Source organism: Sphingobium sp. LSP13-1-1.1, from assembly GCF_040676415.1.
Taxonomy (GTDB): domain Bacteria; phylum Pseudomonadota; class Alphaproteobacteria; order Sphingomonadales; family Sphingomonadaceae; genus Sphingobium.
On the sequence record NZ_JBEGHU010000034.1, the window covers coordinates 299,442 to 323,977 of the forward strand.

Sequence of the window (24,536 nt, forward strand, 5' to 3'; positions counted from 1 at the left end):
GGCAACTAGCGATCAAAAAAGCACGGCAGATCATTCCACTGAACGTTCTCTGGGTGCAGAAGGAAGGTTCACTCGTCGATCTACGAGAAGGAATTTCGGGTGCATATTGCGATAGATGATACTTACGGGCCTGAAGATGCAAAGCCATCAAAATATGTGACAGGTAAACGTCGAACCTATGTAGCTGTGGAGTTTCCCGATGCGCAAGTTCATGAGGTTCGCGAAAGCGTCAGGGCATGCCTCAGTGAATTGCCAACTTTATTAGGGGTCTCGCCTGCAGAATTTCACTTTGTGGATATCTACAATCGATATGGCGTCTGGGAGCAGGCGCCCAAGGGCGCCAACCTCCAATTGTTCGAGTTCTTTGCAGAGATATATCGCCGGTATCGATGGCGGGTGCACATCCAGACTGTCGATGAACGAACTCTCGCCGATCATGATCTGGGCTTTTCTGGTTCCTTAGATGGCATTGACCTTAGCGAACGGGATGGCCAAGCTCTATTTTTTCTTCTCGTTAAGCTAAAGCGTGCAGTTCCACCGCCACCTGCACGGCTTATACTCCGGATTGACGCCGGGCGCGGTAAGCCGGATTCTGCATTCGCTAAAAGGGTGTTTCGGGAATGGGGCGATCAATACGATGGACGCTTTGCGGCATCCGATGCAGAGCCGCTGATCCAGATCGCCGATTTTCTTGCCTTCAGCATCAATCGTTCCACGCACTTGCAGATCAAGCCTAAGCGTACCGACACCGATTTGTGGTTTCTCGACCTCGTTGGAAGTATGGGAATTCAATCGCCCGATCTTGTAAAAAGGTCGGTCAATCCGGCTAATCTCGCCGCGGACATTGATGCTGCTCATTTGGAAGATCGTAAGAAGAAGGGCTTGGAATAGTTTATCGATCTAATTAACGGAATTGATGCGCCCTTTTCTGGATTGGGCTGAAGTGCCATTTGTGAAGAAGTCGTCGTTCGCAGCACCGTTGCGACCAGGCGCGGAGTTCCAATGCCGATCATTTCAGTTCGCCAGCTTTAAAGTGAATGTAAGACCGCTTCCGGCGAGGAAATTTCGTCCAGCGAACGTCAGCAATGTTGGCGAACCCGCACTCAGGTGGCTAGAATTTTCGAGGTGCCGGAATGTCATCGCCCTCATATTCGAAGAGCAATCTATTAGCCTTTCCGTTTCCATCAATTCCAGGGATGGCCATGATCTGTTTGCTCTGAAATGCTGCCGCAAGGATCTCAGCTTCAGTCATCGCCAAGTTCGCCATGAGGTGGATGACGCTTCGCCTGCCCTCATCGCGATCTCTCAGCTTCTCTTCCCGCAGATACGTCTCAAGCGCTTTCCTTCTATTATTTTGCCCGCGTAGAAAGCGCCCAAACGCCATTGTTGCAATCACAGCAGTGAGAATGGTCGCCCAGTTCGCGGCGATGGTCAGTCCGTCCAAGTACGTCACACATGTTCCCCGATTGCTAGCTAGCTGGCAACGCCAGATGGCAATTTAAGTTGAAACTTTGGCCATATGAATAACCGACAGCTTTGGGGGTTCACCACTATGTTACAGAAAGACCGCTATGTCGGCGGGTGCTACCGTCTCACGCCCCAGCGCGCGGGGCAGGCAGAGGCTTAGGTGCTCACCCCTTCGTGCGAACGCTCCATAGCGCGCTTATAGGCGTCGCGGCCCGTCGTGCGCGCGATATAGGCTTGTTCAGCGTGGCCGAGGGTGATGCCGCAGTTCCGTTGGCCTAGGTTCAGCGCGTAGGTCACCGAAATGTCGGCCGCAGTGAATGTCTCGCCCGCGAGGTAGGGCGAGTTGGCAAGCCGTTGGCTGACCAGCTTCAGCCGTTTCTGGAACGACCGCAGGCACCAGGTCGCGCCCCAGTTCTCCCGTTCGGCCTCGGGCGCGATGAAGCGGCTGACGACGACGGGCATCATTAGAGTCGCGAGGCCGGCTTCACCGAGGTGCAGAAACTGTTGGTAGGCGGCGAAGTTCGGATCGTGCGGCGCCGGCGCCAACGGCGTCGGCCCGTAGCGCGCCATCAGGTACTCCATGATCGCGATCGACTCGACCATGATGACATCGCCGTCCTGGATCGCCGGGATATAGTCGGCGGGGTTGACCGCCAGAAATTCGGGGTCTTGCTCGGCGGCCAGCATGTCGACCTGCCGCACGAGGTAGGGAAGGCCCATCTCCTCCAACACCCAGACGACCCGGATGGATCGCGAGGTTTGCCCACCCCACACGGTAATCATCGGCTGGCCCTTTCCCACAACAACTGAGGATAGCCATAGCAAAGCCATGTGACTTTGGCACTCCAGGCATGCGCCTTCAAATGAACGAACGACAGGTTCCTAGGTCAACCCAAGGAGCACCATACGCCCGCTCTGTTGGCGGTTCAGGACGGAATGGAAGCTTTCGATCGAAGCGGCTCTTCTCGACCAGAGCGAGGCATTTCCCGGACCATGAAAAAAACCACCGCTCACCCCTCTTGGCTCTCTGTGGGCCGATGAGAACGGCTGGTAAAAACAGCGTGGCACCCCATCGACAATTTCTATAATTGAAATGGGAGGGGGTATCGATGAAATCCAGTATGAAATGGTTGGGCGGTGTCGTTGGTACACTATTACTTGCGGCTATGCCGATCGTGACGTCAACATCATACGACATGGCCCGCGCTAACGGCATGAGCTATGTCCCGGCCACTTTAATTGCGGCAAAGGCTGTATGGGGTGGCATCTACGCATTCTTCGCAAGTCCGTGGGTATTTGTCCCCCTTATCATCATCGCCACAGGGTGCCTGACCTATCTCGGCCTCACCAAATTCAATCGGTTCAACGGAGGCCAGAAATGGTGGCTTGGCGTGCAGCGTTTGACAGTCCGGCGCGCGGCCTGCGCTCTCGCCGACAACCTGCCGGAGGAAAAGTTCGAAGTGTCTCCTCGTGCGAAAGCGCTGGCCGAGGAAATCCTTTCACTGATCAACCATGGCCATATGCCTCTCGCCGATGAACGTACAGAGATTGGTTCCATGGTACGAGCCGCGACCAGCACGAATATGGGCCCGTATGGTAAGAAGGATCGCACCTATAATGCGCTCGTTTCTGTTAAAACTCTGAATAGCTTCGCGCGAGGACGCGGCCTTAAATTGCCGTGGCCCGTATCACCCAAGGAAGACTGACAGGGTCGGTCCTAAAAGCTAACGCTTTCGAAACCGCTCGGGAAGTCGCTTTGAATCCGCTTGAATAGGTCAGCAAAACCACGGCTCGATTGTAGGAGGCGGTCGAGATCCGCATTGCGGGCCCATCGCCGTGTCGCCTTTGCCCGGACCGAGGTTTCGGGTACGGCGTTTGCATAATCCGCGGGAACTGCACTATCGAGCCAATCTTCGACAGATGTCGGCAGGACCAACAGCCAGTTACCATGGTTCCGCATTTCCTCGCGCAAACCGTTGAGCACCACAGGCGGCACATCGGTTCCCACAATCACCGCGACATTGTCGCAGCCCGATAGGGCGAGTTCACGAACGAGACTCTCCAACCCTGTTTGTCCGCCCGCCGCCCAAAAACGGACGTGTTCGGCGGAGCGCCGATCAAGCCGGTTGAAAATTATGCGCAGGCCAGCCTCGTCCGCCTCGCTCTCGACGACAACGTGCCAGACCGGGCTCGATGATCGGGTTTCGCCTAGCGGTGCACGCGGATCTGTAACAGCAGGCTCCGCCACTTCAAGGCGGCTGCCGTCTGGAATCAACGGCAGGAATGGTTGCCCCTCCTCGGCAGCGTATCGCAGTTTTCGTCGAAGCGCGCCAGTAAAGCCAATTTTTCCCGAATTGACCAGCAGGAAGTCCGCGCCAGTGAACAGAATAAGGTTGATATCCTTGCCGAACTTAAGTGCGTCGATCGCTTCGGAAGAATAGCCAGACATCGATATGAAGACGCCGATCGTGCCGACGAGCTTCCCATCCACCTTGCCCTTAAACGCGTAGAGATCAGAAGCCGGGATCGGATCCTTGCGCCATTTCGCTTCGACCAGGTAGGTGCTTTCGCCGAGGACAAATGACCCGTCGATCTCTTCGCCGCTCGGACGAATGTTGAGGCGCGGCTCGAGCCCTTCCGATTGAAACTGGTTACGAATGATCCGCTCGAACGCCCTTCCTCGATCCTGAAACCAGCGAGGCTCCGCGCCTGGCGGCGACGTTAGCCAGTCTTCCAGCTTATCTGATGGGAGTACTCCTGCCATCCAAACCGAATAGCGCCTGAGCAAGAATTCCGCCAGATAGCCGTGGCTGAAAATACCGCGTTGAAATGCTCGTGCTCAGATGAACGTATGACTGCCATCGCGAAGTCCGTTTGTCGCCGTGAACGGCGGGAATGTTGGCGATTTCGCCCGAAGAGCTAGGTCGGCGAACCTTGCCGGGCGGCGGCAGCATGAGCAGCGATAAGCCAATCAATACTTCGTAGGAAATCATTCAACACCGGCGAAGGATTGTCTTTCCGGTACCCAACGGCGATTTCGATGACGGGAGCAGGTCCGGCAAGCGGCCTGCTCACGACGGACCGAGGCAGCAGCTTTTCGACATAGGCTGGCAAGAGCGTCAGTCCGCCGGTCGACGCCACCAAGGAAATTCCAGTCGCGAAGCTGTCGAGAAAGTGGCTGGATGAGACGCTCACGCCGCGCTCCCGCAGATAGCGCTCGACGATCCCGCGCAGGACGTGCGGCGTATCGGTATAGCCGATGAAAGGAAATTCCCCGAGTTTGACCGGCTCGATCTCGGATCGGCTAGCGAGCGGATGGTCACCCGCGAGAATGGCCACGATCGGTTCGGACGCGATCACTTCATAGGTCACATCGGGCTGGGGCTCGACGCGGGAGAAGCCGAGGTCGATCTCGCCACGCTGCACGGCTTCGGCAACGGCAGGCGAAAAGTCGCTTGAGACGCGGAAATCAATCTCCTTGAGCTGGTCGCGCAGTATCTGCGTCACGTGGGGCAGCCATTCCACTTCCTGCCCGGTCAGGAAACCGACCGAGAAGCTGGCCTTGGCCGGGCGGGATACGCGCCTCGCAGCGGCGACGGCCTCGGCAGCCTGGGTCAGGGCGAGCCGTGCATGATCGAGAAAGATCTGCCCGGCAGGCGTCAGCGTCACCCCACGTGAGGTCCGGATTAGCAGCGGCGTGCCGACCTCCAACTCCAGATCGCGAAGCTGGCGGCTGAGCGACGGTTGGGCTGTGTGCAGGCGCTTCTCAGCCGCGACAGTCAGGCTGCCTTCCTCGGCGACCGCAACGAAATAGCGCAGATGGCGAAGCTCCATAGGTCATGCCTAGCAGGTATGGTCAGCAAAGCTACAAAGTCTTTCCGCCGCGCCATTCTATAAGGCATTACGGCACCAGCTTAAAGAGCTCCGGCCAGCGGATATGCTGACCAGGCATCGCCGAAAAAATGAAAGCCATTCGCTGGGCCACGGCACTATGCCGGCCCCTGTGAGCACGCTTGTGCAGAAAGGAGCAGCCACAATGTCCTACGATCCATTCTCCGCGCTGACCTTGATCACTGGGCCGGCGATCCTCACCAAAGCCTGCGCGATCCTCCAGAACGGTGCGACCACACGCTACAATCTCGCCGTCACGCAGTGGCGCGAGTTTCAAGCGTCCTTCGCGGCCGCCGGTAGCGCTGCGCTCGCAGTCATGCTCGCGGCGATCAGTGCTCTGTTCATCGAGGGCGCGTGTGACCGGGACATGGTGCGGCCGCACCATCGCCTGAGCACATCCTCCGCGCGGCGCCCCGCCTCGCTTCCGCAAATCGCCCAGGACCGAAGGGCCTGAAGCGTAGCCACCACCCCGTCGGCGGGCTGCCGGCACATCAAGCACCACGAAAGGACTGACCAATGACCACCATTTCCATCGTTACAGGCGGCAGCCGTGGCCTCGGCCGCAACACCGCCCTCAGCATCGCCCGCCACGGCGGCGACGTGATCTTCACCTATCGCAGCGGCGAGAGCCAGGCTCAGGCCGTCGTCGCGGAGATCGAGGCGCTTGGCCGCAGGGCAATCGCGCTGCAGCTCGATGTCGGCGACGTGATCGCGCTGGCGCCGTTCGTCGAGCGGGTGCGTGCGACGCTCCAGTCCTGGGGTCGAGAGAGCGTCGATCATCTGGTCAACAATGCCGGCCATGGCGAGATGGCGAGCTTCGCCGAGACCAGCGAGGCGCAGTTCGATCAGCTCTTCAACGTGCATGTGAAGGGCGTGTTCTTTCTCACGCAGGCACTGCTGCCACTGATCGCCGATGGCGGCCGCATCGTGAACTTCTCGTCCGGCCTGACCCGGGTCTCCTATCCTGGCTTCTCGGCCTATTCGGCCGCCAAGGGCGCGATCGAGATCCTGACGCTGTACATGGCCAAGGAGCTCGGCAGCCGCGGTATCACCGCGAATGCAATCGCGCCCGGCGCTATCGAGACCGACTTCCTCGGGGGTGCGGTCCGCGACACGCCGGAATATAATGATGCGTTCGCCAACATGATCGCGCTTGGGCGGGTTGGCGTGCCCGACGATATCGGGCCGGCCGTCGCCAGCCTGCTCGGGTCCGACAATCGCTGGATCACGGCCCAGCGGATCGAGGTGTCGGGCGGCCAGAACATCTGACCACGTCCTCTCACTGTCCCATCAACCCCGTCGTCCTCCGACAACAAGAAGGAGACTATCGATGACCAATATCCTCATCGTCCTTTCAGCCGCCGACAAATGGACCCGCGCCGATGGCTCCATCTATGAATCCGGTGTCTGGACGCAGGAATTCGTCGATCTCGACGAAGCCTTCCTGCGCGCCGATTTCAAGGTCGATCTCGCCAGCCCCGGCGGCATCGTGCCGACGATGGACAAGCGCAGCCTCGATCCAAACACCGTCGGCGAGCAGATTGCTGAACGCATGCGCGCCTATCTCGACGAGAATGCGACGCGGATCAAAAAGCCGCTGGTGCTCGCCGAGATCGACACCAGCAAATATGACGCCATCGTCGTCCCCGGCGGTCATGGCCCGGTCGAGGATCTCTACAAGGACCCCGATATGGGCCGGGTACTGATCGAGGCGGATAAGGCCGACAAGGTGATCGCGGCGGTCTGCCACGGCCCGGCGGCGCTGCTGGCGGCGCGGGACGAGAATGGCGGTTGGCCATTCGCCGGTCGCAAGATGACCTCGCTCAGCGACGAGGAGGAGATCGAGTTCGGAACGGCGGCGAACGCACCCTGGCTGCTGGCCGACACGCTGCGCAAGCAGGGCGCTTTGTTCGAGCGGGGCGCCAACTGGCACGCCTATGTCGTCAAGGACGGCAACCTGCTCACTGGTCAGAACCCGCAATCCTCGACGCCTTTGGCAGAGGTGGTGATCGCGGCGCTGCGGTAATAGACCGAGTGCAGCAGGAGCGGGCAGTCGGCGATAGCGCCGACTGCCCGATCGGCATGAGCGCATCGGCCCGGCAAAGCTCGATGAACAAACGGCAGCTATCGGGACGACTATTGCGAAGTCGGAAAGTCCGACGCTTCCGACGACTCCTTCCGATCGAGTCGGGTTCCGCCACCCGAGCAGCTCGCGCGTTTTGTAGTGACGAAGTTGTTTGCGCGCGCAGAGACTTAGGCCGGAAGCGAAACGAGGCAGCGGAGAAAAGACCGAGCCTTGTTTCCCAAAGCCGAGGCCAACCCGATCCGGCTGCCTCTCTCCCAAAAGACCCTTAACCCCAGCGATTGGAGTGGCGGCAGAAAGGGCGTATGCTGGCGCAGGTCAAACTGGAAGGAATTGGCGATGCAGAACATCGACAGGTCCGCCACCGTAGCTGTCCTCAACCGCATCCTTGAGCAAGAGCTGGCGGGCGTCGTCCGCTACACCCATTACTCCTTTTTGGTGTTCGGCTTCGGCCGAATCCCGATCATCTCCTGGCTACGCACACAGGCCGACGAGTCGTTGCTTCATGCGCAGCAAGCCGGTGAAATGATCACGATGCTGGGCGACTATCCGTCGCTGGGAATCGGCCCGCTGCTTGACAGCCATACGACGGACATCGCCACAATCCTGCGGGAGTCGCTGGAGGCTGAAAGGCGCGGACTGGCGCTCTATCGCGAACTGATGGTCCTCGTAGAAGGGCGTTCGGTCGCCCTGGAGGAGTATGCGCGGCAGATGATCTATGCCGAGGAGGTCCACGCCAGCGAGGTTGACAAGATGCTGCGACGGCCGGGCGACGTTGCTGCGTTTGCGCCAGACAGTTGAAATGCCTGGCTAACGTTCCCGCCTACACGGGCTCCGCTCATCACGGCGCTGCCGCTCCCAACTATTGAACGCAGCCACAGCGGGCGGCGCGCGCATAGGCCGAGAGGTCGGCTCGCCTGCCGGTGTCTGCGTGCAAATAGACTTCGATCGTCTCTGTCACTTTGCCTGGATACGCCGCTGCCCAATGCCCGAGGCCATGCAGCGCCGCTTCCTGACAGGCGATATTCTCTAGCGCCAATATGCGCTCCATCGTGACCAGCATTGCGCGGTGCAGTCGATCCCTGTCCGGGTCATCGGCCAGCGCGACAGAGGGCATGACGTCGAACCACATATAGCAGGGTATGTTGAGCGCATTACCGCCCGGCTCATCAATGTGGCTCAGCACCGGCGCGGCGCGCAACGCGAATATCTGCTCGAACAGATCGGCGATCGCCTCGATGCAGCGCTGTCGCTCGGCGGCGGGGACGTCACGGCAGTAGAGCCAGCCGCTATCACCTGACGCGGATGTATTCATGAGATAGGTCAGGCCCTGCGCGATCTGCGCGTCGCTGAACCATTGCAATGCGGGAAGCGGCTCAGCGAATAGACGGGTGAGGTAGTCGACCGCCACGCCGGGCGCCGGATCCCACCAAGGCGCGTCCATATCGAAGAACCACGCATTGCCGTGTACGCCCACTTCATGGCTGAAGGCATGTTCGATCCAGTCGGAGAATGACAGGTGGCTCAACGTCATCGATCAAGCCCGCGTGATCACGGTATGCCGCCAGCCTTATCACTGTCGCCGTTCAGTGCAAATCTGCAGTGCGCGCGCCATGTACTGCTTGCTCGAGAGGCCGAGCATGATGGTCGAGGCTATCCTCGACCGTAACGGGACCGTTCGCAGCCTGCTGTTAGTCTCTTCTACAAGCGGGAGGGCAATGGCGGGGAGACATCCACAATCGCTCAGGAGGCCGACAGGTTGCCTACTTCAACTGGCCACGAATTGCCCCAGCGGGGAAATCGCCGGTGTGGACGTTCACATAATATCTGCTCGACTGGCCAAGGATTTGCGCCGCGAGTTTGGCTGTAACATCCACACAGCCTTTACTGGCACCTGACGCGGGAGCATCCAACGTGACCACTGGCGGACCTGCGATCCCTGTAGCCCCCGCGTGAATATGGGCAGCGGTCGCCGTGGCGATGCCGGATACGCTCAACTCGTAACAAACCTGCTTTTTCGGAACATTGACGCTAATCTTGGCAGTTCCGGCTCCATCCGTATCGCCGGGACCCGGGACTTCGGCTGACCCAGTCAGGGCAACGGTGAAGGCGCGCTGTCCTCCGGTGGCGGGCTGCGCCAGCACGGCAGACGCGAGCAACGATGCGGATGTCACAGCTGATAGAGCAAGAACGGATCGAGGAGACATAGCAACCTCCAGCGGGCAGTGTCCGGTTCAGAACCCTTGCAGAGGCGTTATGTTCCGTTCGGCTTCCGGCGCGTGCAGTCTGTCCGCTTTGGCCTCCAGCATGTAGCCTGGCCGCGGCCCTTCTGCGGTTGAGAGGTGACAGGCTGAGCCCTTCCGTCGATAGTGCACCGATCGGGGATGATTTCGACTTCCGAAGGATGCTGAACGCTCCGCCTCGGCGGCGGCGCGCTGAGCATCGCGTTGACCCATTTCGACGGCAACCTACCCTGTTGGCCCGCCGCAAAGGCAGACGCGGGCCTCGGCATCGGATGCGTGAGTCCTCGGGTTCTAGACTGTGACACGATACGCTCGGCGAGACCCGCATTCGCCTTTCCTCGATCGATGCGCCGGAACTACCCGGCCATTGCCGGCCGGGGCGCGAATGCACGCCCGACGACCCTTATGCGAGCACCGCTAACCTCCAGTCGCTGGTCAGCGGCCAGGCCGTGGAATGTCGGCAGATCGATACGGATCACTATGGCCGCGCGGTCGCCCGATGCTCGGCTAAAGGGCGGGATCTGTCGTGTGCTCAGGTCCAAGGTGGTTTCGCAGTGAAGAGGTATGGCAGCCTGAGCTGTTGATAACCTGATTGTCGGCCGTGCCGCGACGGGTTTGCAGATGGGCGGCTTAGAGGCAGGCGTTAGTCAGCCGGAAGGCTGACTAACGCCTGCCTCGAAAAGTTATCTTATTCCGGGAGGCGATGCGGCAGCGAGGTACCGGAAACATCTCCAATGAACGAGGCCCAGACGCCTCCGGCAATGAGGGGCAATCTCTGGTCGACCGCGGCGCGGCGGCTTCTTCTACGAGGTAAGGGCAGCTTTCCCGATTTGCTGCCATTAACCCGCCATCCTGAAATCGGCCAGGGGAGCCATAATTTGCAGCGTGAATGAACGGCCGGTTTCGACGGTCGGGCGAAGCGCTACAACCGTCCGCTATGTTGCGGTCTTGGTCGGTAGCGCGCCAAATCTTGATCGCTTCAGGGCCTAAACGGCGCAACCGAAGCTCGCCGTTTGGCCATGCTAATCGCCGCTTAGCTTTCAATAAGTTGCTGGCTGCAATTGAGCTACGTCGGCCGCCTTTGGGATGCCCGCAAGCTCGGGCTGGATTTGCCGAGCCATGAGATCGGCGATCAGAACCGATCCCTGTTGCGTAAGGTGGCCATAATCAAATTGGACGGGCACGCCTGGCGTGACCCACAGGCGGCAGTCCGGCGCGCAGAGGCTGGCATAGGGCGAGAAATACGGAATGTGCGCCCGCTTCATGGCTGCGGCCAATTGCCGGTCGACCAGCGGAACCTGTTTGTTACGATGCATGTCTATGGGCTCGTTCCGGTCGATGTGCCTTGCAAGCAGCCGGGGAAGCGGCTGATCATATTCGACGATGGGACCAGAAACGATCACGCGTGGCGTGGCTTGCTGGATCAGCCGCACGGTCTTTTCGATGTCAGGGACATCCTTCTCCAGCCACCGCGCCGACAGGATCACCATGTTCGGCCGTATCCGTTTCAGATGCTCGTTGAACACCTGATGCATGAGCGCTAGACAGCGGGCATCGCCGCGGCTGTTGACCAGCGGTTTGCATCCGGCTGCCGTGGCCTGCAGCACGTGAGCGTTGGGCAGGGCATGGTTCAGTCCGTAATAAAGATGGGCAGCATGACTGTCGCCCACGATCAGGACGCGGGACTTGTCGTGCGGCGCCCTCATGCATCGTTCGAATGAATAATCGGAAAGGCGATTTTGGGTCGTCAGGAAGCAGGATCCGGTCCGCATCATCTCCGTGCGGCCGGTTCGCTCACCATAAGCCAGGACGCCGCGCGCCTGCGCCGAGATCGGATAAAGGACGTCGCTAAGGACGGCCAACGAAAAAACCGCCGCGCCGCATGCCGCCATGGCAGCCGTGCCCCGCAGCACCACAATGCGAGAGCTCAGGCGGCTCGAACGGCGGAAAGGCTTTTCGACAAATGCCCATGAAATCGTTGCGGCTGCCAGAGCGGCGATCAGCAACGATACGCGCTCCACATTGTCCAAGCGGCTGTCGATGTTGCGATAGAAGACAATGATCGGCCAGTGCCACAGATAGAGCGAATAGGATATGAGCCCGACGAAACGCATGGGCGGGATGGAAAGCAGCCGTCCTCCCAACGTGCGCCAGCTTTCCCCGCACAACAATATGAGGGCCGTCCCCAGGCAGGGGACAAGAGCCGACGCGCCGGGGAAAGTGGTGGCCTTGTTGTAGAATAGGACCGCGTAGGCGATGAGTGCCAGGCCAACCGCTACACCGACTTCGGCCTGCCACTGCCGGCGCGGCGCGGGAATCGCCCCGATCGCCAGCAGCGAGCCCAGCGACAGTTCCCAGGTACGGAAGGGAATGAGGTAAAAAGCCGCGCTCGCGTTGCGGGAAACCATCCATTGCGCGGCAAGGAAGCTGGCCAGCGTCAACGCCCAGACAAGCTGCCGCCGGTGCGCGGCGGTCCAGTTGCGGGTGAAGAAGATCAGCAGCGGAAAGAATATATAAAACTGCTCTTCCACCGAAAGGGACCAGGTATGGAGCAGTGGATTGCTGTCCAACTCTCCATCAAAATATCCGCTCTGACTGTAGAACAGGATGTTGGACAGGAAGAAAATGGAAGCGATGATCGACTTTGCGACTTCGGCGGACTGATCGGACATCAGCAGGCCGAAAGCGGCCAACATCACGCAAAGATAGAGCGCGAACAACGCAGGGAAAATGCGTTTGATGCGGCGTTTGTAGAAATCGAACAGCGCGTCGCGCCATCCGCCCTGTTCACCCAGAAGCGTTTGCGTGATCAGAAAGCCGGAGATGACAAAAAAAACATCGACCCCGACGAACCCGCCGGAAAAGAGGCTAGTGCCCAAGTGAAAGATAACGACCGGGATGACGGCCACGGTCCTCAGCCCGTCAATATCCGCGCGATATTGCCTGATCATACACAATCCTCCCGTGAAATATCGGCCATCACCAGGAAGTTCGGCATTCGATCAAGATTATCGAAAAGTCGTATGACGTTATGATGCAGGAATGCCTTATGGAATCAAGCATTCTCGGCCCCTTTTTCTTTATTTGAATTGGCAAGAAAGTGCGCAGAAACTATTTCAGATTTTCGACCGCCAAAACCCGAGCCGGCGTCACTGCATCGCATAATATGCAACACTCATCGAATTTCTCGGGTAAACCAATATGTTACATGTTGGGTGAAGGCATCGCGTCATCAAAAAACGCTGGCGCGCCTATTCAAAACGGACGAAATGGCTACATTCAGGAAAATCGGAAAGTCGCTCGCTGACGGCTCTGCTGTGCCTGGGCGACGCTCCCTCCGAGGCAGGGTGAAGATGATAGGAGTAGGAGTCGCGGTCCTGGTCGCGATGACTGCGCTCATGCTGGTCGCTGCGCCGCGGTCTTCCGCCGATTATTCCGGAGATAGACGGCCCTTCGACATCGCCATAACGGTGGACGATCTGACCGGAAATGGCCGATTGCCTACCGGGATGACCCGACTGTCCATTGCCGAACTTTATATCAAGGCATTGAAGCAGCACGGGGTGCCTGAAGCCTACGGCCTCGTGAACGTCGCGAAACTGCAACGGGACAAGGACGGAGGCAAGGTTCTGGATAGCTGGCGCCGCGCCGGCTATCCGTTAGGCAATCATTCCTACAGTCATTTGAACCTGAACCGCGCGTCCTCTTTCGAGCAATGGAAAACCGATGTCGTGACCGGCGAGCAGGAGATCGCCCGCCGGATGGACGGAGCGGATTGGCATTATTTCCGCTTTCCCAACATGGCAGCGGGCAGGGATCGGGCCCAGCATGACAGCGCCATGGCGTTCTTGAAGCAGCGGGGATATCGGATTGCCGAAGCCACAGTCAGTTTCGACGACTGGGCCTATAGCGAAGCCTATGCCCGTTGCCTCGCCAAGGGGGACACCGCCGCAATCGCAACCATGAAGGCGCAATATCTGAAAAATATCGACCAGGGGATCGTGCGGATGAAGTCGCTTTCGCACAAGGTCTATGGCCGCATGATTCCTCAGATATTGTTGACTCATCTGAGCGGTTGGGGCGCGGTCATGCTGCCCGAGGTGCTGGCAAGGCTGGACGTCGCAGGCGCGCGTTATGTGAGCCTGACAGCGGTACAGCGCGATCCAGCCTATAATGGTGATGACCCATGGACTGGAAATCAGCTGATGATGGAGCGCATCGCTCGCCAAAAAAACATTGATATCGACGCGATTGCAAAGCTGCATCGTCCTGGCAGTCTGAAAACCCTATGCCGCAATAATTCCTAAACGAGACGTGAACATACGACCGGTTTGAGGATCGCATGCCGACTTCCCAATGTCGGCTATGTTGGCGGCATTTGCCACTCCACAGGCTACCTTTGAAGCGGTAGCTTGCGACCTAGCTTACGCCGTTCGACGAGCGAATTTACATGGCAGCTTCTGCCGATAGCAGACTTATCGATCCCATTGCCCGCCTACTGACTCGAGATCCGGGTGGGTGTCACAGAGGCCGAGTTCAGAATCGGTTTCACCAATGCGACAGATCTTTCGAGGTAAAAAATCGCAGCGATTGAATGGCCAAACAATGCTGCACTTGCGTAGGAGTGTGGCTATCAGACGCGATCAGGCCGTTTGAGGTACGATCGCACAGCGACTGATTCGGATGGTAGCGGTTATCCCCGCTGATCTGTCGGGCGCAGCGCTAGCCGGGTTTGGTCATCCGCGGGATAGAAGCATTCGAGCGTTAGTTCGGCGAGCGTGATGTCGGTGGCGCTCCCGAATACGGTCGTTGTGGAGATGAAGCTGAGGTTTTGGCCGTCACTCGAACCGCGCAGAACGAGAGGCACGGCGATACGCCCGCCGGGCCCGGGAGGATGACGGCTCGCCGGGGCGCGTAAAGCACGAAGTTCGTCGTGGAGTGCAGCGAGCACCGGATCGCCGGCACGGTCGGCCTCGTCGCGCAGACGGGTCAGCACATGATGCCGCCACTCCGGCAGGTTAACAATCCGGGCTGCCAATCCTCGGGGATGAAGGCTTGCCCGCAGCACGTTCACCGGCGCTTCGTGAAGCGCTGGAGCTACATCCGCCAGCAACGCACCTGCAGCCTCGTTCGCCAGAACGAGGTTCCAGTGCCGGTCAACCGCCAGCGCGGGATAGGGCATGTGCCCGCGCAGCACGGCATCGACGGCTTGGCGTGCCGCAGCCATGTCCGGCTCGTCGATCGAACGCTCCGAATAGATCGGCGCATATCCCCCCGCCAGCAGAAGCCGGTTCCGCTCGCGTAGCGGCAGCGCCAGAGGTCCGGCGAGACGGAGCAGCAGGTCGCGGCTCGGCGCGGCGCGGCCACTCTCGACGAAGCTGAGGTGCCGGGTCGAGACCTCCGCCTCCCCGGCAAGGTCGAACTGGCTCAACCGACGTCGCCCACGCCAGTCGCGCAATATATCACCCACGCTCTGAAGTCGCGTTGCCATGGGGACATCTCCTATCGTCCTGCTGTGCGGATGCGATTACCCACCAGGTAATCGCATTGCTCCGCATGATGCGTCACCTTGCCGATCGGTAGCACAGGAGATCCAACATGACCGACCCATATGCCATCGCCCGCGCCTACGTCGCCTTGTGGAATGACGCTGATGCTGCGTCGCGCCGCGAACGCCTGTCCCAGACCTGGAGCGTGGATGCACGCTATGCCGATCCGATGATGCAGGACGCAGGGCATGACGGCATCGCCGCAATGATCGGCGGCGCGCGCGCGCAGTTTCCCGGTCACAGCTTCGCCCTCGCCGGAACACCCGATGGACACGGCGATTTCGTGCGCTTTTCCTGGACGCTCGCCCCCAACGGCGGCGTGCCCGTCGTGGCGGGAACCGACGTCGTACGGCTGGACGCAAACGGTCGCATCGCCGAGGTCATCGGCTTCCTCGATGGAGGCGAGGCATGACCCCGCCGTTCGTCGCGCGTGGCGACGGCCACTCCCTGTTCGTGCGCGACTGGGGCAGCGGTCCGCCGATGCTTCTCCTCGCAGGCTGGGCGATGGACTCGCGCATCTGGGGCGAAACGATGACCCTGATGAACGCGATGGGGCTGCGCACCATCGCCTATGATCGAAGAGGGCATGGCAGATCGACCGATTGGGGCGGCTGCGATTACGATTCCCTCGCCGACGATCTACGCGCGGTGATCGATGCGCTGGATCTGCGCGACGTGACGCTGGTCGCGCATTCGGGCGCGGGTGGGGAAGCAATGCGGTATCTGGCCCGGTACGGAAGCGCGCGGGTATCCCGGCTGGTGCTGGTCGGGGCGACCGGCCCGCGCGTCATGGCCGCGCCAGGAGAGAATGGCCTGACACCGCAGATGCTCGATGCCCTGTGCATGCAACTTGCCGGTGACCTGTCGGGATGGATCGACGACAATATCGAGCCTTTCGCCCCCGGTTCGCCCCCGCGTCTGAACGACTGGATGGCTTCGATGGTCATGGACTGTTCCCGCCGCGCGGTGGTGGCGTTCCAGCGCACGATCGTGGAGGCCGACCTGACCGCAGACGCCGCAGCGATCGATGTGCCGGTGCTCATCCTCCATGGCGACCGCGACGCTTCCGCACCGATCGAGGCAAGCGCCCTGCGCTATGCGGCCATCATCCCCCAGGCCGAGCTTCTGATATATGCAGGGGTGGCGCACGGCGTGATGGTGACCGATGCGGCGCGCCTTGCCACCGATATCGCGCAGAGGATCCCGCGATGAGCGAGACCTATGTCATCACGTTCCATGTCAGGCCGGATCGGCTGCAGCGTTTCCGGGCCTTGCTCGACCCGGTGCTGGAGGCGATGCGTCACGCGGCGAGCTTCATCCACGCGGCGCTGCACGTCGATCCCGACCGACCGAACCGCTTCCAGCTTCACGAAACATGGTCGGATCCCGAGGACGTGTTGCAGGTCCAGCTGCTCCGCCCCTACCGCACGGCCTGGCATGCGGCGCTCGGCGAACTTCTCGAACGACCGCGCGAGATCGAGACCTGGCATCCGCAATGGCGGGCTTCCGCTACGGATGATCTATCACGATGATGCTCCACGCAGGGCCTAGTCTTTCAGGCTTCGAACCCAAAAGACTTTGGCCCTCCATCGGCGCCTTCCTGGTCGATTGCTTGAATGTCCGATCTCTTCAACACTTGCCGTTCGTGGCCCTATGTTCGAATGACGGCTACGTCACCCCAAGCGACCCTCCCGCGAAGCGGGTTCGTGCTTTGGCTGAAACCTGCACAGAGTGATGTCCGCTCTTCGCGAACTTCCATATCGAACGAAGTTTCCGCAAATGGTCGCTTGCCGCAAGGCAGTTTCCTACCCCAAACTGGATCGACGGCTTACGCGCAGTCCGCACCGGTAGCGACGAATGCTGGTGGCGTCCCGATGACTGGGTTTCGATCGACCAGCTATCGTGAAGCCCGACCATGCGCGTGTCCATTTAGCGCAAGCCCATCCGGTCCATTTTCTTGAGCAACCCCACTCGCGACAGGCCTAGGTCGCGCGCGGCATGCGTATGATTATGCCCCGTTCGGTCGAGCGCCTCGACGATCCGACGCTTTTCCAGAGCGACGATTTCCTCTTCCAGCGTCTGATTTGTCGGGGCGGGTGCCGAAGTCGCAACTTCGCCTGTGGCGAACGCAAGGTCGCCCGCGCTGATTGTGACGCCGGTTGCACCTCTGGGCGCAAGAGCGGTCGCGCATTCTACCGCTGCGCGCAGTTCGCGCACATTGCCCGGCCAGCGTCGGGCCGTCAGCCACGCCAGCGCGTCCGGGGCGAATATTCCCTCCCCGTTGCTGGCACGACCCAGAAACAGGCGGCCCAGCATCGCAATATCGTCAGGCCGTTCATCCAGTGCAGGCGTCCGCAGCACCAGACCGCGCAGGCGATAGTAGAGATCCTCTCGGAAACTGCCATCGGCAATGGCGTCTTCCAGATTGTGATGGGTGGCGGCCACGATCCGCACATCGGCATGGCGCATCTCCCGCGCGTCGACAGGCTGATAGCTGCCGTCCTCCAGAAAGCGCAGCAGTTTGACCTGCATCGCCGCTGGCATTTCCCCAATCTCATCGAGGAAAAGCGTGCCTTCCGACGCTGCTTCGACCAGACCCGGCCGATCGGCATGCGCACCTGTGAAGCTGCCCTTCAAATGGCCGAACAGCTCGCTTTCCAACAGGTCCGCGGGCACAGCGCCGCAATGAACGGGGACCAGCGGCTTTGCGGCGCGCGGAGAGGTCGTATGGATCGCGCGAGCTACCAGTTCCTTGCCGGTGCCGCTTGGACCCAGCACCATCACCGGCAACTGGGTGGGCGCGACGCGGGCCACCTGCGGCCAACAGAGATGTGTCATGGGACATTCAGTGTATGACCCCGCCTTTTCAGAACGCCCCGCCTGGAATGCGGACAGGAAGGTTGATTCAAAGCGCGCGTTGAAGTCCAAACAGATTTGGGAAATTCGATTTTGGTTCGACCGAAAGAGGCGGCTCCGCGATGGCACGCACTCTCTGCGTAGAACAAAGGCCTCCATCATCTATAAGGCACGGGCAATCTCCGCGCGGTCCAAATCCTGCTCGGGCATTCCAAGATCGAGAACACGGTCCGATATCTCGGCGTCGATGTAGAAGACGGCCTGACGCTGGCCGAAGGCATCGAGATCGCTCCGTCCCTCCGGTCTGCCGGGAATCTGTACAACATGGGTTAAGATAGCAGCAGCCCTGTTTGCTTCCGTGCGATTCACCAATCCGGGCACGCAGTCCCAAACGCCATCCGCAGGCAGCACGATGAAAGGTGCTGCAAAGCCGATGAGGCGCGCATTCAGGATCGTTTCAGATGCAATAAAATATATGATAATCAATGTGATAGACTCGAACGGCTACATTGCCGGAGACTATCTGCCCTTGAAGGAGGAGCGGACAAAAGGCCAATCGGCCTAAAAAGCAACGGGGGTTGCATCATGAAAAAATCATCGTTCTCGCGCTCGCTTTCGAGCGCTTTGTTCGCATGTCTTTTTGTGGTTTGTGTCAGCGCTTGGGGTCTGACCTCAAATGTCAATTTTCAACGTTCAGGTGGAACAGCGCGGCTCGCGGCGACAGATGGCCGTCATGCTTCGGACGACGCGTTCAGCACATTGGCATTCATGCGCTCCGCCATAGACGATGCATCCATGCAGCAGTTGGCGGCTGCTTCCTCCCTGTCGATGGATGCCGGGGATTTTGCCAGTTTCGACTTCGCCAATGGCACTCGATATCCGGAAAGAGCCACAGCATCCGTCGGGCCAGCCACCTATCGGCCCGGGTCCACCATAGCATATGTTCCGATCAGCCTGGACCGGCCCACCCCGAACACCGTGATTGCCAGGGTCATGACAGAGGATGGGACCGGTCTGGTGAGAGGCGTTGCCGGAATCAATTACCAACCCATCTATAAATCCGTCATCTTCCGCCCGGGCGATCCGCTTACCAAGACGGTGGAGGTGCCGATCATCCTTGGGATCCCTGGGGCTGATTTCATCGTCCGGTTCGTTGAGGCACCCTGGGGCGGGATGATGGGCACCGACCGCGCCTATGTGCAGTGCGACTTTCAGAAGGAAGCAACGCCGGCGCAGACAGAAGGCCGGGAACCCCGAACCTTCAGCCCAAGCGGCACGCTTCAGTGGCGGATGAGCCGGGACACATTGAAGTGGTCCGATGCAGGCCATGACAAGGCCTGGTCCACCAAATTGCCCAACGGCCGCTCGCAGCCGGGCAACCAGGAAACCGGCATTTATCTCGATGGCTGGGTATATCGTGATGCCGGGATCGAGGCGCCGCTGCGCTACACGGATGAAGGGCTTGTCATGCACACCCAGAAACTGAAACAGCCGCTGGAGTGGGACGGCGTCCCCTATGTTTACGGCTCGGTCGTCCTCAGCGGCCACAACACCAGGCCAGTCCAGATCGGCTATGGCCAATATGAATTCACTGCCAAAATGCCCGACCGGCGCGGGTCATGGCCGGCTTTCTGGCTCATCTCCACGGCCGGTTGGCCGCCGGAGATCGATATCTACGAGGGGTTCGGCTTCGAGAGTTGGTGGGATTTCGACCGTTATACCGCCAACACCCTGCATGGCGGCGCCAATATCACCCGCACCTTCCAGGAGGGCATATTCATGAACAGCGACGAGGTCTACGGCATCGGCGGGTTCACCAAGGGTTTTCACAGCTTTGCCGTGGATATCCAGCCCGACTACATAACCTGGTTCATCGATGGCAAGGAAACCTATCAGGCGGTCAATCCGTTCGCCGGCTTCCGCTGGTATCCGATCATGGATGTCGCTGTAAAAACCAATGGCGATTATGCCGATGGCTCGGGTGATATGATCGTCAAGGATATCAAAATCTATTCCAATTGACGGGATGAGGCAGGGTGCCGGATCGGAAGGGTCGCGTTTGCGCTATCACCGGGGCGATCCGGCCCGTTTTTCAGCGCCATCCCAGCTGATCATTTCATGGTCAGGGATGAGCCGTCAAACCGTCACGCGGGCGCCGGGCCGGAACTGTCGCGCTGCACCAGGTCGAAAGTGAAATGCGGTGCATCATCGGCGCTTCCAGCCAGGGCGTCGATCATGGCACGGCCCATCTCCTCAAGCGGCTGGCTGACGGTGGTGAGCGGCGGCCAGGCCGTGAGGCCGGCGGGCGTATCGTCGAAGCCGACCACTGACAGATCCTCCGGCACGCGCAGTTTCATCCGATGCGCGACGGTCAGGGTGCCAAGCGCCATGTCGTCATTGGTCGCGAAGATGGCGGTGGGACGCTGGTCCTGGGTCAGCAAATGCGTGCCTGCGCTGATGCCGGACTCGAAATCGAAGGCGCCCTCCACGAACAACAGCGGATCGAGCGGCAGCTTCGCCGCGGCCATGCCGTCGCGAAAACCCTCGACGCGTTGCATCGCCGCCTTGTGGCTGGCGGGCGGAGTGATCACGCCGATGCGGCGATGGCCAAGGCCGATCAGATGATCCGCGACCATCCGTCCCCCCGCGCGTTCCGGCGTCGGGATGTTGAAGCTCTCCGCCATCACTGAGCCGGCGATGCGGGCGCAGGGCAGCTTCAGTTCGGACAGGCGCTGGAGCAACTGCGCATCATCGGACAGGGGTGGCACCAGGAAGACGCCATCTGGCCGCAGCGCCGCCACCAGCCGGTCGAGAATGGCAAAGCGCTCCTCCCCCGACAGCGGCATGGGTTCGACCACCAGATGATAGCCCATGTCCCGGCATCGGTTCGCCGCGCCGGACTGAATGCCGCTGTTATAGGAAGGGGCGGGATTGTTGTAGAGGAAGGCGATCATGAAAGACCGCCCGCCGGCCAGCCGCCGCGCCGACTGGTTGGGCCGATAGCCAAGCTGGCGGATCGCCGTCGTCACCCGTTCGCGCAGTTCCTCGCTCACATTGGGCGCCTTGTTGACCACGCGCGAAACGGACTTGATGGATACGCCGGCCAGGGCCGCAACGTCGTGAATGTTGGACATCAGCAGTACTGAATGGGAAAAAGGGCCGTCATGGCACCGCTCTTGCCATGGAAGGCCGGGGGATGGAACAGCGTTTACCCGGTTTGTCCGCGGCCCGAGGTTCCTCTTGCGAAGCCGCCGTTGCTGCCAGGCGGGCCGGGCGCACTCCTGCAGGGATTGTCACGAAAAAATGCCCTTGATCTGGCAGCCACAGGGGTCTACATCGATTGGACAACGTTGTCATACTCTCCAAGCACGACAACGGATACCATCCTGGGCAGCGGTCGGTGGAACTGCACGCCCTGATCGTTGCCCGGGATGCGCTTTTCAGGGTCGCCGCAAGGTCAGCAGGATCTTCAGTCCGGGCCCATTATCAGCCAGCGTCACCATGCCGTTGTGCAGCCGCCCCACCGCTTCGACCAGCGACAGGCCCAGTCCCGATCCCGGTTTGCCGCGCGCCGGATCGAGCCGTCCGAAGCGCTTCAGGGCGGCGGCCCGGCTCTCTGCCGGAATCCCCGGACCGTTGTCGGCCACGGTGATCAGCAGATCGCCATTGTCGATCGCCGCGCTGATTTCTATGCGATCGCCCCCCTCAGCATAATAGAGCGCATTTTCGATCAGATTGGCGAGCGACTGGCTCACCAGTTCGCGATGGAGCGGAAAGACCAGCGGATCGGCGGCCGCGATCGTCAGCGCAAAGCCGCTGTCCTCCACCAGCGGGCCGTAGATCTCGCCCACATCGCGCAGCAGTTCCATGACATCGGTGTCGCGCCGCTGGTCGCCGCCGAATCCCGCTTCGGTCCGGCTGATCAGTAGCGCCGTGGTGAGCATGGATCGCAGCGTCTGCGCCTCATGATGCACCTTTTCCAGTGCGTCGAGCGCGGTGTCGTCGGCGGTTTGGGCGCTTGCTTGCTCGACAACGGAAATCAGGCGCGTCACCGGGGATTTGAGGTCGTGGGCAAGGCCGTCGGTCATCATGCGCAACTGCGTCACCAGGGCGTCGATTCGTTCCAGCATGGCGTTGATCGACTGGCCCAGGCGGTCGAAGGCGTCGCCGCTGCCGTCGGTCGGCACACGCCGGTCGAGCGCGCCGACAGCCACGTCATTGGCGGTTTCCGCGATGTCCGAAACCTGCCGCGCCAGGATGCGGCCCAGCATGATCGCGCTGCCCAGCGCCAGGACCAGGCTTATTGCAAAGGCGGCGGTCAGCGCCTCCTCATAGATGCGGGTAAGTTGCAGGCTGTTGGAAACCACCATGCCGACCAGCAATTGAGTGTTATCCTTCAACCTTATCGGGATGACGCCCATCGGCTCGGGCTCGTCGCGGCCGACGCGGTAGAGCGAGATGATCTGCCAGCGTCCGTCAGCGGCCAGTCCGGCAGGCCAGGCGCCCAGATTGCCGCTGACGGGGCGGCCTGACGGATCGGTCAGCAGCAGCACGGCGCGCTCCCCCTCGACCGCGCGGAAACGTCGGGCGATCTCTGTGCGCAGGGCGGCGGTCCCTCCGCTGCGATGGAGCGCAAGCAGGTCGTCGCGGGCATCCTCCGCCGCCTGACGATCGGCGGCGACGACGGTACGCTGGCTTGCTTGCTGCACGAACAGCAGCACGCCGCCGGTCACCAGGAACTGGCAGAGAAAGGCCAGACCCACGAACCGCCCGATGGTCGATCGGACAAAACCGAACCAACGACGGGAAGGATGGTTTCCAGGGATGGTCGGGGCCTCCTCAGCCGCTGGTCAAGTTCCGGAAGGGGGGAGGGCGAAGTAGGTGATCTTGAGCTTGAGACCACCCTGCTTTCCGCCCGCCCTCAGCCCTCCGGCCCCAGCCGGTATCCCATGCCGCGCACCGTGTGCAGCAGCGGCTTGTCCCCGCCTTCGTCCAGCTTGCGGCGCAGGCGGCTGACATGCACGTCGATGACGTTGGTGCCCGGATCGAAATGATAGTCCCATACGCCTTCCAGCAGCATGGTGCGCGTCACCACCTGGTCGGGATGGCGCAGAAAATATTCCAGCAGGCGGAATTCGCGCGGTTGCAGGTCGATATTCCGCGACCCCCGCTTCACCCGCCGGGAAAGCAAATCCATTTCCAGATCCGCGTGCCGCAGGCTGGTGACGACCGCGCTGCTGCCGCCGCTCCGCCGCAGCAGCAACTGCACCCGCGCCATCAGTTCGGCAAAGGCGAAGGGCTTTACCAGATAATCGTCCGCGCCGCTGGTCAGCCCCTCTACCCGGTCCTCCGGCGTTCCCAGCGCGGAAAGGATGATGACCGGCGTCTCGATCTCCGCCGCGCGCAGGGCCTTCAGCATCGCCATCCCGTCCATCGCCGGCATCATCCTGTCCAGGATGATCGCGCCATAGCTGCCGTCGCTCGCCAGGAACAGGCCGTCCCGGCCATTGTCCGCCCGGTCGACGGTGAAGCCTGCCTCGCCCATGCCCTTGGCGACGTAGGCGGCGGTGGCTGCATCGTCCTCGACCACCAGAATCTTGTGGCTCATTGCTCCCTTTCCGGCCGGTCCAGCATCACCACGCGCATATGATCCGCATGTTTCAGCCCCAGCGCTATCTTTGGCTGGGAATGATGTAACAGATAGGTGCTGGCTTGATCCAGCGAGCTTATCGGCGTGCCGTTCAGGCTGACCACATCGTCGCCGACGCTGATGCCCAGGCGCGCGGCTTCCCCGTCCGTTTCCATGCTGGTGACGACGACCGCCGGGCGACCGTCGGGCCAGCTTCCGTCGGTCAGGGTGATGCCGGGCAGCGCGCGGGCCTTGGCCGCCGCCGCTTCGATATGGCCGTCCGTGACGCGGCGGACATGCATGAAGAAGGCGCCGCTCATGAGCAGCGCGCACAGCGCCAGTCCGGCCAGCAGCAGGCCGGTCGCGTTCCTGTCGATCGGTCGCTTCGTCATCCGCCTACTCCCCCATCCCCGTCGCGCCGGGGAAGGATGGCGGCGTCCCATCCTTCCCCGGCCGTGCCGGCATCAGGAGGGTTTCGGCGCCGGCGTGCCTTCGGCTGCGGGCTTGGCGGCATGCGCTGTCCTGTGATGCCGTGCGGCGACCTTGTGATGTGCTGCGGCCTTGTGGTGTGCTGCCTTGTGATGGGCGGCCGGGCGTGCGGCATGGTGCATCATTTCGCCCGACGAGCTGGTGCATTCGTCGGTCACGGTCTTGGAGCAGGGGGGATAGGAACTGGGCGGACTGGGCGGGGTGCTGGGCGCCTGCGCCATGGCGGCTGTGCCCATGCCCAAAGCGACGAGAGGGAAGATCAGGTATTTCATGGATCATCTCCTTCACTTGCTGGCGGCGCTTTGCCCGTCCTGACGGGATCTCCGCCG

26 protein-coding genes and 1 pseudogene are annotated in these 24,536 nt (G+C 60.9%); 13 read left to right on the forward strand and 14 right to left on the reverse strand.

Annotated elements, in window-relative coordinates; genetic code table 11:
- Positions 1 to 99: 99 nt before the first annotated feature.
- Entirely contained in the window at positions 100 to 891 is a 792-nt protein-coding gene (locus tag MRBLSP13_RS16770; RefSeq protein ID WP_363738796.1) for a hypothetical protein, read from the forward strand.
- A 220-nt stretch (positions 892 to 1,111) separates the two neighbouring features.
- Here MRBLSP13_RS16770 and MRBLSP13_RS16775 read toward each other — a convergent pair whose 3' ends face one another.
- Positions 1,112 to 1,444, reverse strand: coding sequence for a hypothetical protein (locus MRBLSP13_RS16775; RefSeq protein ID WP_363738798.1), 333 nt, complete (start codon positions 1,442 to 1,444; stop codon positions 1,112 to 1,114).
- Positions 1,445 to 1,623: 179 nt separating this feature from the next.
- Positions 1,624 to 2,298: a glutathione S-transferase family protein gene (locus MRBLSP13_RS16780; protein ID WP_363755624.1), complete on the reverse strand. Its 675-nt coding sequence runs from the start codon at positions 2,296 to 2,298 to the stop codon at positions 1,624 to 1,626.
- Positions 2,299 to 2,576: 278 nt separating this feature from the next.
- Between MRBLSP13_RS16780 and MRBLSP13_RS16785 the strand changes: the two genes are divergently transcribed.
- Complete coding sequence (locus tag MRBLSP13_RS16785; RefSeq protein ID WP_363738802.1) at positions 2,577 to 3,173, forward strand: hypothetical protein; 597 nt, start codon at positions 2,577 to 2,579, stop codon at positions 3,171 to 3,173.
- Positions 3,174 to 3,184: 11 nt separating this feature from the next.
- On the opposite strand, the gene MRBLSP13_RS16790 is transcribed toward MRBLSP13_RS16785, so the two are convergent.
- Together MRBLSP13_RS16790 and MRBLSP13_RS16795 are read right to left on the reverse strand one after the other, a co-directional pair.
- Positions 3,185 to 4,231 (reverse strand): restriction endonuclease, encoded by a 1,047-nt coding sequence (locus MRBLSP13_RS16790; RefSeq protein ID WP_363738804.1) that lies wholly within the window; start codon positions 4,229 to 4,231, stop codon positions 3,185 to 3,187.
- Positions 4,232 to 4,386: 155 nt separating this feature from the next.
- A complete protein-coding gene (locus tag MRBLSP13_RS16795; RefSeq protein WP_363738806.1) occupies positions 4,387 to 5,301 on the reverse strand; it encodes a LysR substrate-binding domain-containing protein in 915 nt (304 codons plus the stop codon).
- Positions 5,302 to 5,503: 202 nt separating this feature from the next.
- Here MRBLSP13_RS16795 and MRBLSP13_RS16800 point away from each other — a divergent pair, with 202 nt between their 5' ends.
- From MRBLSP13_RS16800 to MRBLSP13_RS16815, 4 genes are all read left to right on the forward strand, one after another.
- Positions 5,504 to 5,812, forward strand: a complete 309-nt coding sequence (locus tag MRBLSP13_RS16800) for a hypothetical protein (protein WP_363755626.1) — start codon at positions 5,504 to 5,506, stop codon at positions 5,810 to 5,812.
- Between the two features lie 62 nt (positions 5,813 to 5,874).
- Positions 5,875 to 6,627, forward strand: a complete 753-nt coding sequence (locus tag MRBLSP13_RS16805) for an SDR family NAD(P)-dependent oxidoreductase (RefSeq protein WP_363755628.1) — start codon at positions 5,875 to 5,877, stop codon at positions 6,625 to 6,627.
- A 61-nt stretch (positions 6,628 to 6,688) separates the two neighbouring features.
- A complete protein-coding gene (locus MRBLSP13_RS16810) occupies positions 6,689 to 7,384 on the forward strand; it encodes a type 1 glutamine amidotransferase domain-containing protein (protein WP_363755630.1) in 696 nt (231 codons plus the stop codon).
- 396 nt (positions 7,385 to 7,780) lie between these two features.
- Positions 7,781 to 8,242, forward strand: coding sequence for a ferritin-like domain-containing protein (locus MRBLSP13_RS16815; protein ID WP_363755632.1), 462 nt, complete (start codon positions 7,781 to 7,783; stop codon positions 8,240 to 8,242).
- Positions 8,243 to 8,303: 61 nt separating this feature from the next.
- Here the strand turns inward: MRBLSP13_RS16815 and MRBLSP13_RS16820 are convergent, their stop codons facing one another.
- A complete protein-coding gene (locus MRBLSP13_RS16820; RefSeq protein WP_363755634.1) occupies positions 8,304 to 8,975 on the reverse strand; it encodes a hypothetical protein in 672 nt (223 codons plus the stop codon).
- A 229-nt stretch (positions 8,976 to 9,204) separates the two neighbouring features.
- The gene (locus MRBLSP13_RS16825; RefSeq protein WP_363738818.1) at positions 9,205 to 9,648 is read right to left on the reverse strand and encodes a CHRD domain-containing protein; all 444 of its coding nucleotides are present in this window, start codon (positions 9,646 to 9,648) and stop codon (positions 9,205 to 9,207) included.
- A gap of 362 nt (positions 9,649 to 10,010) precedes the next feature.
- Between MRBLSP13_RS16825 and MRBLSP13_RS16830 the strand changes: the two genes are divergently transcribed.
- On the forward strand, positions 10,011 to 10,268 hold the full coding sequence (locus tag MRBLSP13_RS16830) for a thermonuclease family protein (RefSeq protein ID WP_363755724.1): 258 nt from the start codon (positions 10,011 to 10,013) through the stop codon (positions 10,266 to 10,268).
- Between the two features lie 456 nt (positions 10,269 to 10,724).
- Here the strand turns inward: MRBLSP13_RS16830 and MRBLSP13_RS16835 are convergent, their stop codons facing one another.
- Complete coding sequence (locus tag MRBLSP13_RS16835; RefSeq protein WP_363755636.1) at positions 10,725 to 12,635, reverse strand: acyltransferase family protein; 1,911 nt, start codon at positions 12,633 to 12,635, stop codon at positions 10,725 to 10,727.
- 435 nt (positions 12,636 to 13,070) lie between these two features.
- On the opposite strand from MRBLSP13_RS16835, the gene MRBLSP13_RS16840 reads away from it, so the two are divergent.
- Positions 13,071 to 13,991 (forward strand): polysaccharide deacetylase family protein, encoded by a 921-nt coding sequence (locus tag MRBLSP13_RS16840; RefSeq protein WP_363755638.1) that lies wholly within the window; start codon positions 13,071 to 13,073, stop codon positions 13,989 to 13,991.
- A gap of 386 nt (positions 13,992 to 14,377) precedes the next feature.
- On the opposite strand, the gene MRBLSP13_RS16845 is transcribed toward MRBLSP13_RS16840, so the two are convergent.
- Positions 14,378 to 15,175, reverse strand: coding sequence for a helix-turn-helix domain-containing protein (locus tag MRBLSP13_RS16845; RefSeq protein ID WP_363738823.1), 798 nt, complete (start codon positions 15,173 to 15,175; stop codon positions 14,378 to 14,380).
- Positions 15,176 to 15,282: 107 nt separating this feature from the next.
- On the opposite strand from MRBLSP13_RS16845, the gene MRBLSP13_RS16850 reads away from it, so the two are divergent.
- Genes MRBLSP13_RS16850 through MRBLSP13_RS16860 form a run of 3 tightly spaced genes read left to right on the forward strand, consistent with a single transcriptional unit; the run spans position 15,283 to position 16,765 of the window.
- Positions 15,283 to 15,645 carry a nuclear transport factor 2 family protein gene (locus MRBLSP13_RS16850; protein WP_363738825.1) on the forward strand — a complete coding sequence of 121 codons (363 nt, stop codon included), beginning with the start codon at positions 15,283 to 15,285 and terminating at the stop codon, positions 15,643 to 15,645.
- A complete protein-coding gene (locus tag MRBLSP13_RS16855) occupies positions 15,642 to 16,445 on the forward strand; it encodes an alpha/beta fold hydrolase (RefSeq protein ID WP_363738827.1) in 804 nt (267 codons plus the stop codon). The genes MRBLSP13_RS16850 and MRBLSP13_RS16855 overlap by 4 nt, the downstream gene beginning before the upstream one ends.
- Positions 16,442 to 16,765 (forward strand): putative quinol monooxygenase, encoded by a 324-nt coding sequence (locus MRBLSP13_RS16860; RefSeq protein ID WP_363738829.1) that lies wholly within the window; start codon positions 16,442 to 16,444, stop codon positions 16,763 to 16,765. The genes MRBLSP13_RS16855 and MRBLSP13_RS16860 overlap by 4 nt, the downstream gene beginning before the upstream one ends.
- A gap of 397 nt (positions 16,766 to 17,162) precedes the next feature.
- Here MRBLSP13_RS16860 and MRBLSP13_RS16865 read toward each other — a convergent pair whose 3' ends face one another.
- Positions 17,163 to 18,071 carry a sigma-54 interaction domain-containing protein gene (locus tag MRBLSP13_RS16865; RefSeq protein ID WP_363738831.1) on the reverse strand — a complete coding sequence of 303 codons (909 nt, stop codon included), beginning with the start codon at positions 18,069 to 18,071 and terminating at the stop codon, positions 17,163 to 17,165.
- Between MRBLSP13_RS16865 and MRBLSP13_RS16870 the strand changes: the two are divergent.
- Both MRBLSP13_RS16870 and MRBLSP13_RS16875 read left to right on the forward strand, forming a co-directional pair.
- Positions 18,070 to 18,422: pseudogene (locus tag MRBLSP13_RS16870) on the forward strand (tyrosine-type recombinase/integrase). The gene MRBLSP13_RS16865 and the pseudogene MRBLSP13_RS16870 overlap by 2 nt on opposite strands.
- 252 nt (positions 18,423 to 18,674) lie before the next feature.
- The gene (locus tag MRBLSP13_RS16875) at positions 18,675 to 20,111 is read left to right on the forward strand and encodes a family 16 glycosylhydrolase (RefSeq protein ID WP_414714719.1); all 1,437 of its coding nucleotides are present in this window, start codon (positions 18,675 to 18,677) and stop codon (positions 20,109 to 20,111) included.
- A gap of 122 nt (positions 20,112 to 20,233) precedes the next feature.
- On the opposite strand, the gene MRBLSP13_RS16880 is transcribed toward MRBLSP13_RS16875, so the two are convergent.
- From MRBLSP13_RS16880 to MRBLSP13_RS16900, 5 genes are all read right to left on the reverse strand, one after another.
- Positions 20,234 to 21,223 carry a LacI family DNA-binding transcriptional regulator gene (locus MRBLSP13_RS16880; RefSeq protein WP_363738834.1) on the reverse strand — a complete coding sequence of 330 codons (990 nt, stop codon included), beginning with the start codon at positions 21,221 to 21,223 and terminating at the stop codon, positions 20,234 to 20,236.
- Positions 21,224 to 21,529: 306 nt separating this feature from the next.
- Entirely contained in the window at positions 21,530 to 22,852 is a 1,323-nt protein-coding gene (locus tag MRBLSP13_RS16885; RefSeq protein WP_414714720.1) for a sensor histidine kinase, read from the reverse strand.
- 158 nt (positions 22,853 to 23,010) lie between these two features.
- Positions 23,011 to 23,697 carry a winged helix-turn-helix domain-containing protein gene (locus tag MRBLSP13_RS16890; protein WP_133653517.1) on the reverse strand — a complete coding sequence of 229 codons (687 nt, stop codon included), beginning with the start codon at positions 23,695 to 23,697 and terminating at the stop codon, positions 23,011 to 23,013.
- Positions 23,694 to 24,110, reverse strand: coding sequence for a PDZ domain-containing protein (locus MRBLSP13_RS16895; RefSeq protein WP_133653516.1), 417 nt, complete (start codon positions 24,108 to 24,110; stop codon positions 23,694 to 23,696). Before MRBLSP13_RS16895 ends, MRBLSP13_RS16890 begins: the two co-directional genes overlap by 4 nt.
- A 72-nt stretch (positions 24,111 to 24,182) precedes the next feature.
- Entirely contained in the window at positions 24,183 to 24,479 is a 297-nt protein-coding gene (locus MRBLSP13_RS16900; RefSeq protein WP_363755640.1) for a hypothetical protein, read from the reverse strand.
- Positions 24,480 to 24,536 lie beyond the last annotated feature (57 nt).

Excerpts from the sequence above, each read along its gene's own strand:
- MRBLSP13_RS16780 (WP_363755624.1), bottom strand. The coding sequence starts at position 2,298 with ATGGCTTTGCTATGGCTATCCTCAGTTGTTGTGGGAAAGGGCCAGCCG.
- MRBLSP13_RS16785 (WP_363738802.1), top strand. The coding sequence starts at position 2,577 with ATGAAATCCAGTATGAAATGGTTGGGCGGTGTCGTTGGTACACTATTA.
- MRBLSP13_RS16790 (WP_363738804.1), bottom strand. The coding sequence starts at position 4,231 with ATGGCAGGAGTACTCCCATCAGATAAGCTGGAAGACTGGCTAACGTCG.
- MRBLSP13_RS16795 (WP_363738806.1), bottom strand. The coding sequence starts at position 5,301 with ATGGAGCTTCGCCATCTGCGCTATTTCGTTGCGGTCGCCGAGGAAGGC.
- MRBLSP13_RS16800 (WP_363755626.1), top strand. The coding sequence starts at position 5,504 with ATGTCCTACGATCCATTCTCCGCGCTGACCTTGATCACTGGGCCGGCG.
- MRBLSP13_RS16805 (WP_363755628.1), top strand. The coding sequence starts at position 5,875 with ATGACCACCATTTCCATCGTTACAGGCGGCAGCCGTGGCCTCGGCCGC.
- MRBLSP13_RS16810 (WP_363755630.1), top strand. The coding sequence starts at position 6,689 with ATGACCAATATCCTCATCGTCCTTTCAGCCGCCGACAAATGGACCCGC.
- MRBLSP13_RS16815 (WP_363755632.1), top strand. The coding sequence starts at position 7,781 with ATGCAGAACATCGACAGGTCCGCCACCGTAGCTGTCCTCAACCGCATC.
- MRBLSP13_RS16820 (WP_363755634.1), bottom strand. The coding sequence starts at position 8,975 with ATGACGTTGAGCCACCTGTCATTCTCCGACTGGATCGAACATGCCTTC.
- MRBLSP13_RS16825 (WP_363738818.1), bottom strand. The coding sequence starts at position 9,648 with ATGTCTCCTCGATCCGTTCTTGCTCTATCAGCTGTGACATCCGCATCG.
- MRBLSP13_RS16835 (WP_363755636.1), bottom strand. The coding sequence starts at position 12,635 with ATGATCAGGCAATATCGCGCGGATATTGACGGGCTGAGGACCGTGGCC.
- MRBLSP13_RS16840 (WP_363755638.1), top strand. The coding sequence starts at position 13,071 with ATGACTGCGCTCATGCTGGTCGCTGCGCCGCGGTCTTCCGCCGATTAT.
- MRBLSP13_RS16845 (WP_363738823.1), bottom strand. The coding sequence starts at position 15,175 with ATGGCAACGCGACTTCAGAGCGTGGGTGATATATTGCGCGACTGGCGT.
- MRBLSP13_RS16850 (WP_363738825.1), top strand. The coding sequence starts at position 15,283 with ATGACCGACCCATATGCCATCGCCCGCGCCTACGTCGCCTTGTGGAAT.
- MRBLSP13_RS16855 (WP_363738827.1), top strand. The coding sequence starts at position 15,642 with ATGACCCCGCCGTTCGTCGCGCGTGGCGACGGCCACTCCCTGTTCGTG.
- MRBLSP13_RS16860 (WP_363738829.1), top strand. The coding sequence starts at position 16,442 with ATGAGCGAGACCTATGTCATCACGTTCCATGTCAGGCCGGATCGGCTG.
- MRBLSP13_RS16865 (WP_363738831.1), bottom strand. The coding sequence starts at position 18,071 with ATGACACATCTCTGTTGGCCGCAGGTGGCCCGCGTCGCGCCCACCCAG.
- MRBLSP13_RS16875 (WP_414714719.1), top strand. The coding sequence starts at position 18,675 with ATGAAAAAATCATCGTTCTCGCGCTCGCTTTCGAGCGCTTTGTTCGCA.
- MRBLSP13_RS16880 (WP_363738834.1), bottom strand. The coding sequence starts at position 21,223 with ATGTCCAACATTCACGACGTTGCGGCCCTGGCCGGCGTATCCATCAAG.
- MRBLSP13_RS16890 (WP_133653517.1), bottom strand. The coding sequence starts at position 23,697 with ATGAGCCACAAGATTCTGGTGGTCGAGGACGATGCAGCCACCGCCGCC.
- MRBLSP13_RS16895 (WP_133653516.1), bottom strand. The coding sequence starts at position 24,110 with ATGACGAAGCGACCGATCGACAGGAACGCGACCGGCCTGCTGCTGGCC.
- MRBLSP13_RS16900 (WP_363755640.1), bottom strand. The coding sequence starts at position 24,479 with ATGAAATACCTGATCTTCCCTCTCGTCGCTTTGGGCATGGGCACAGCC.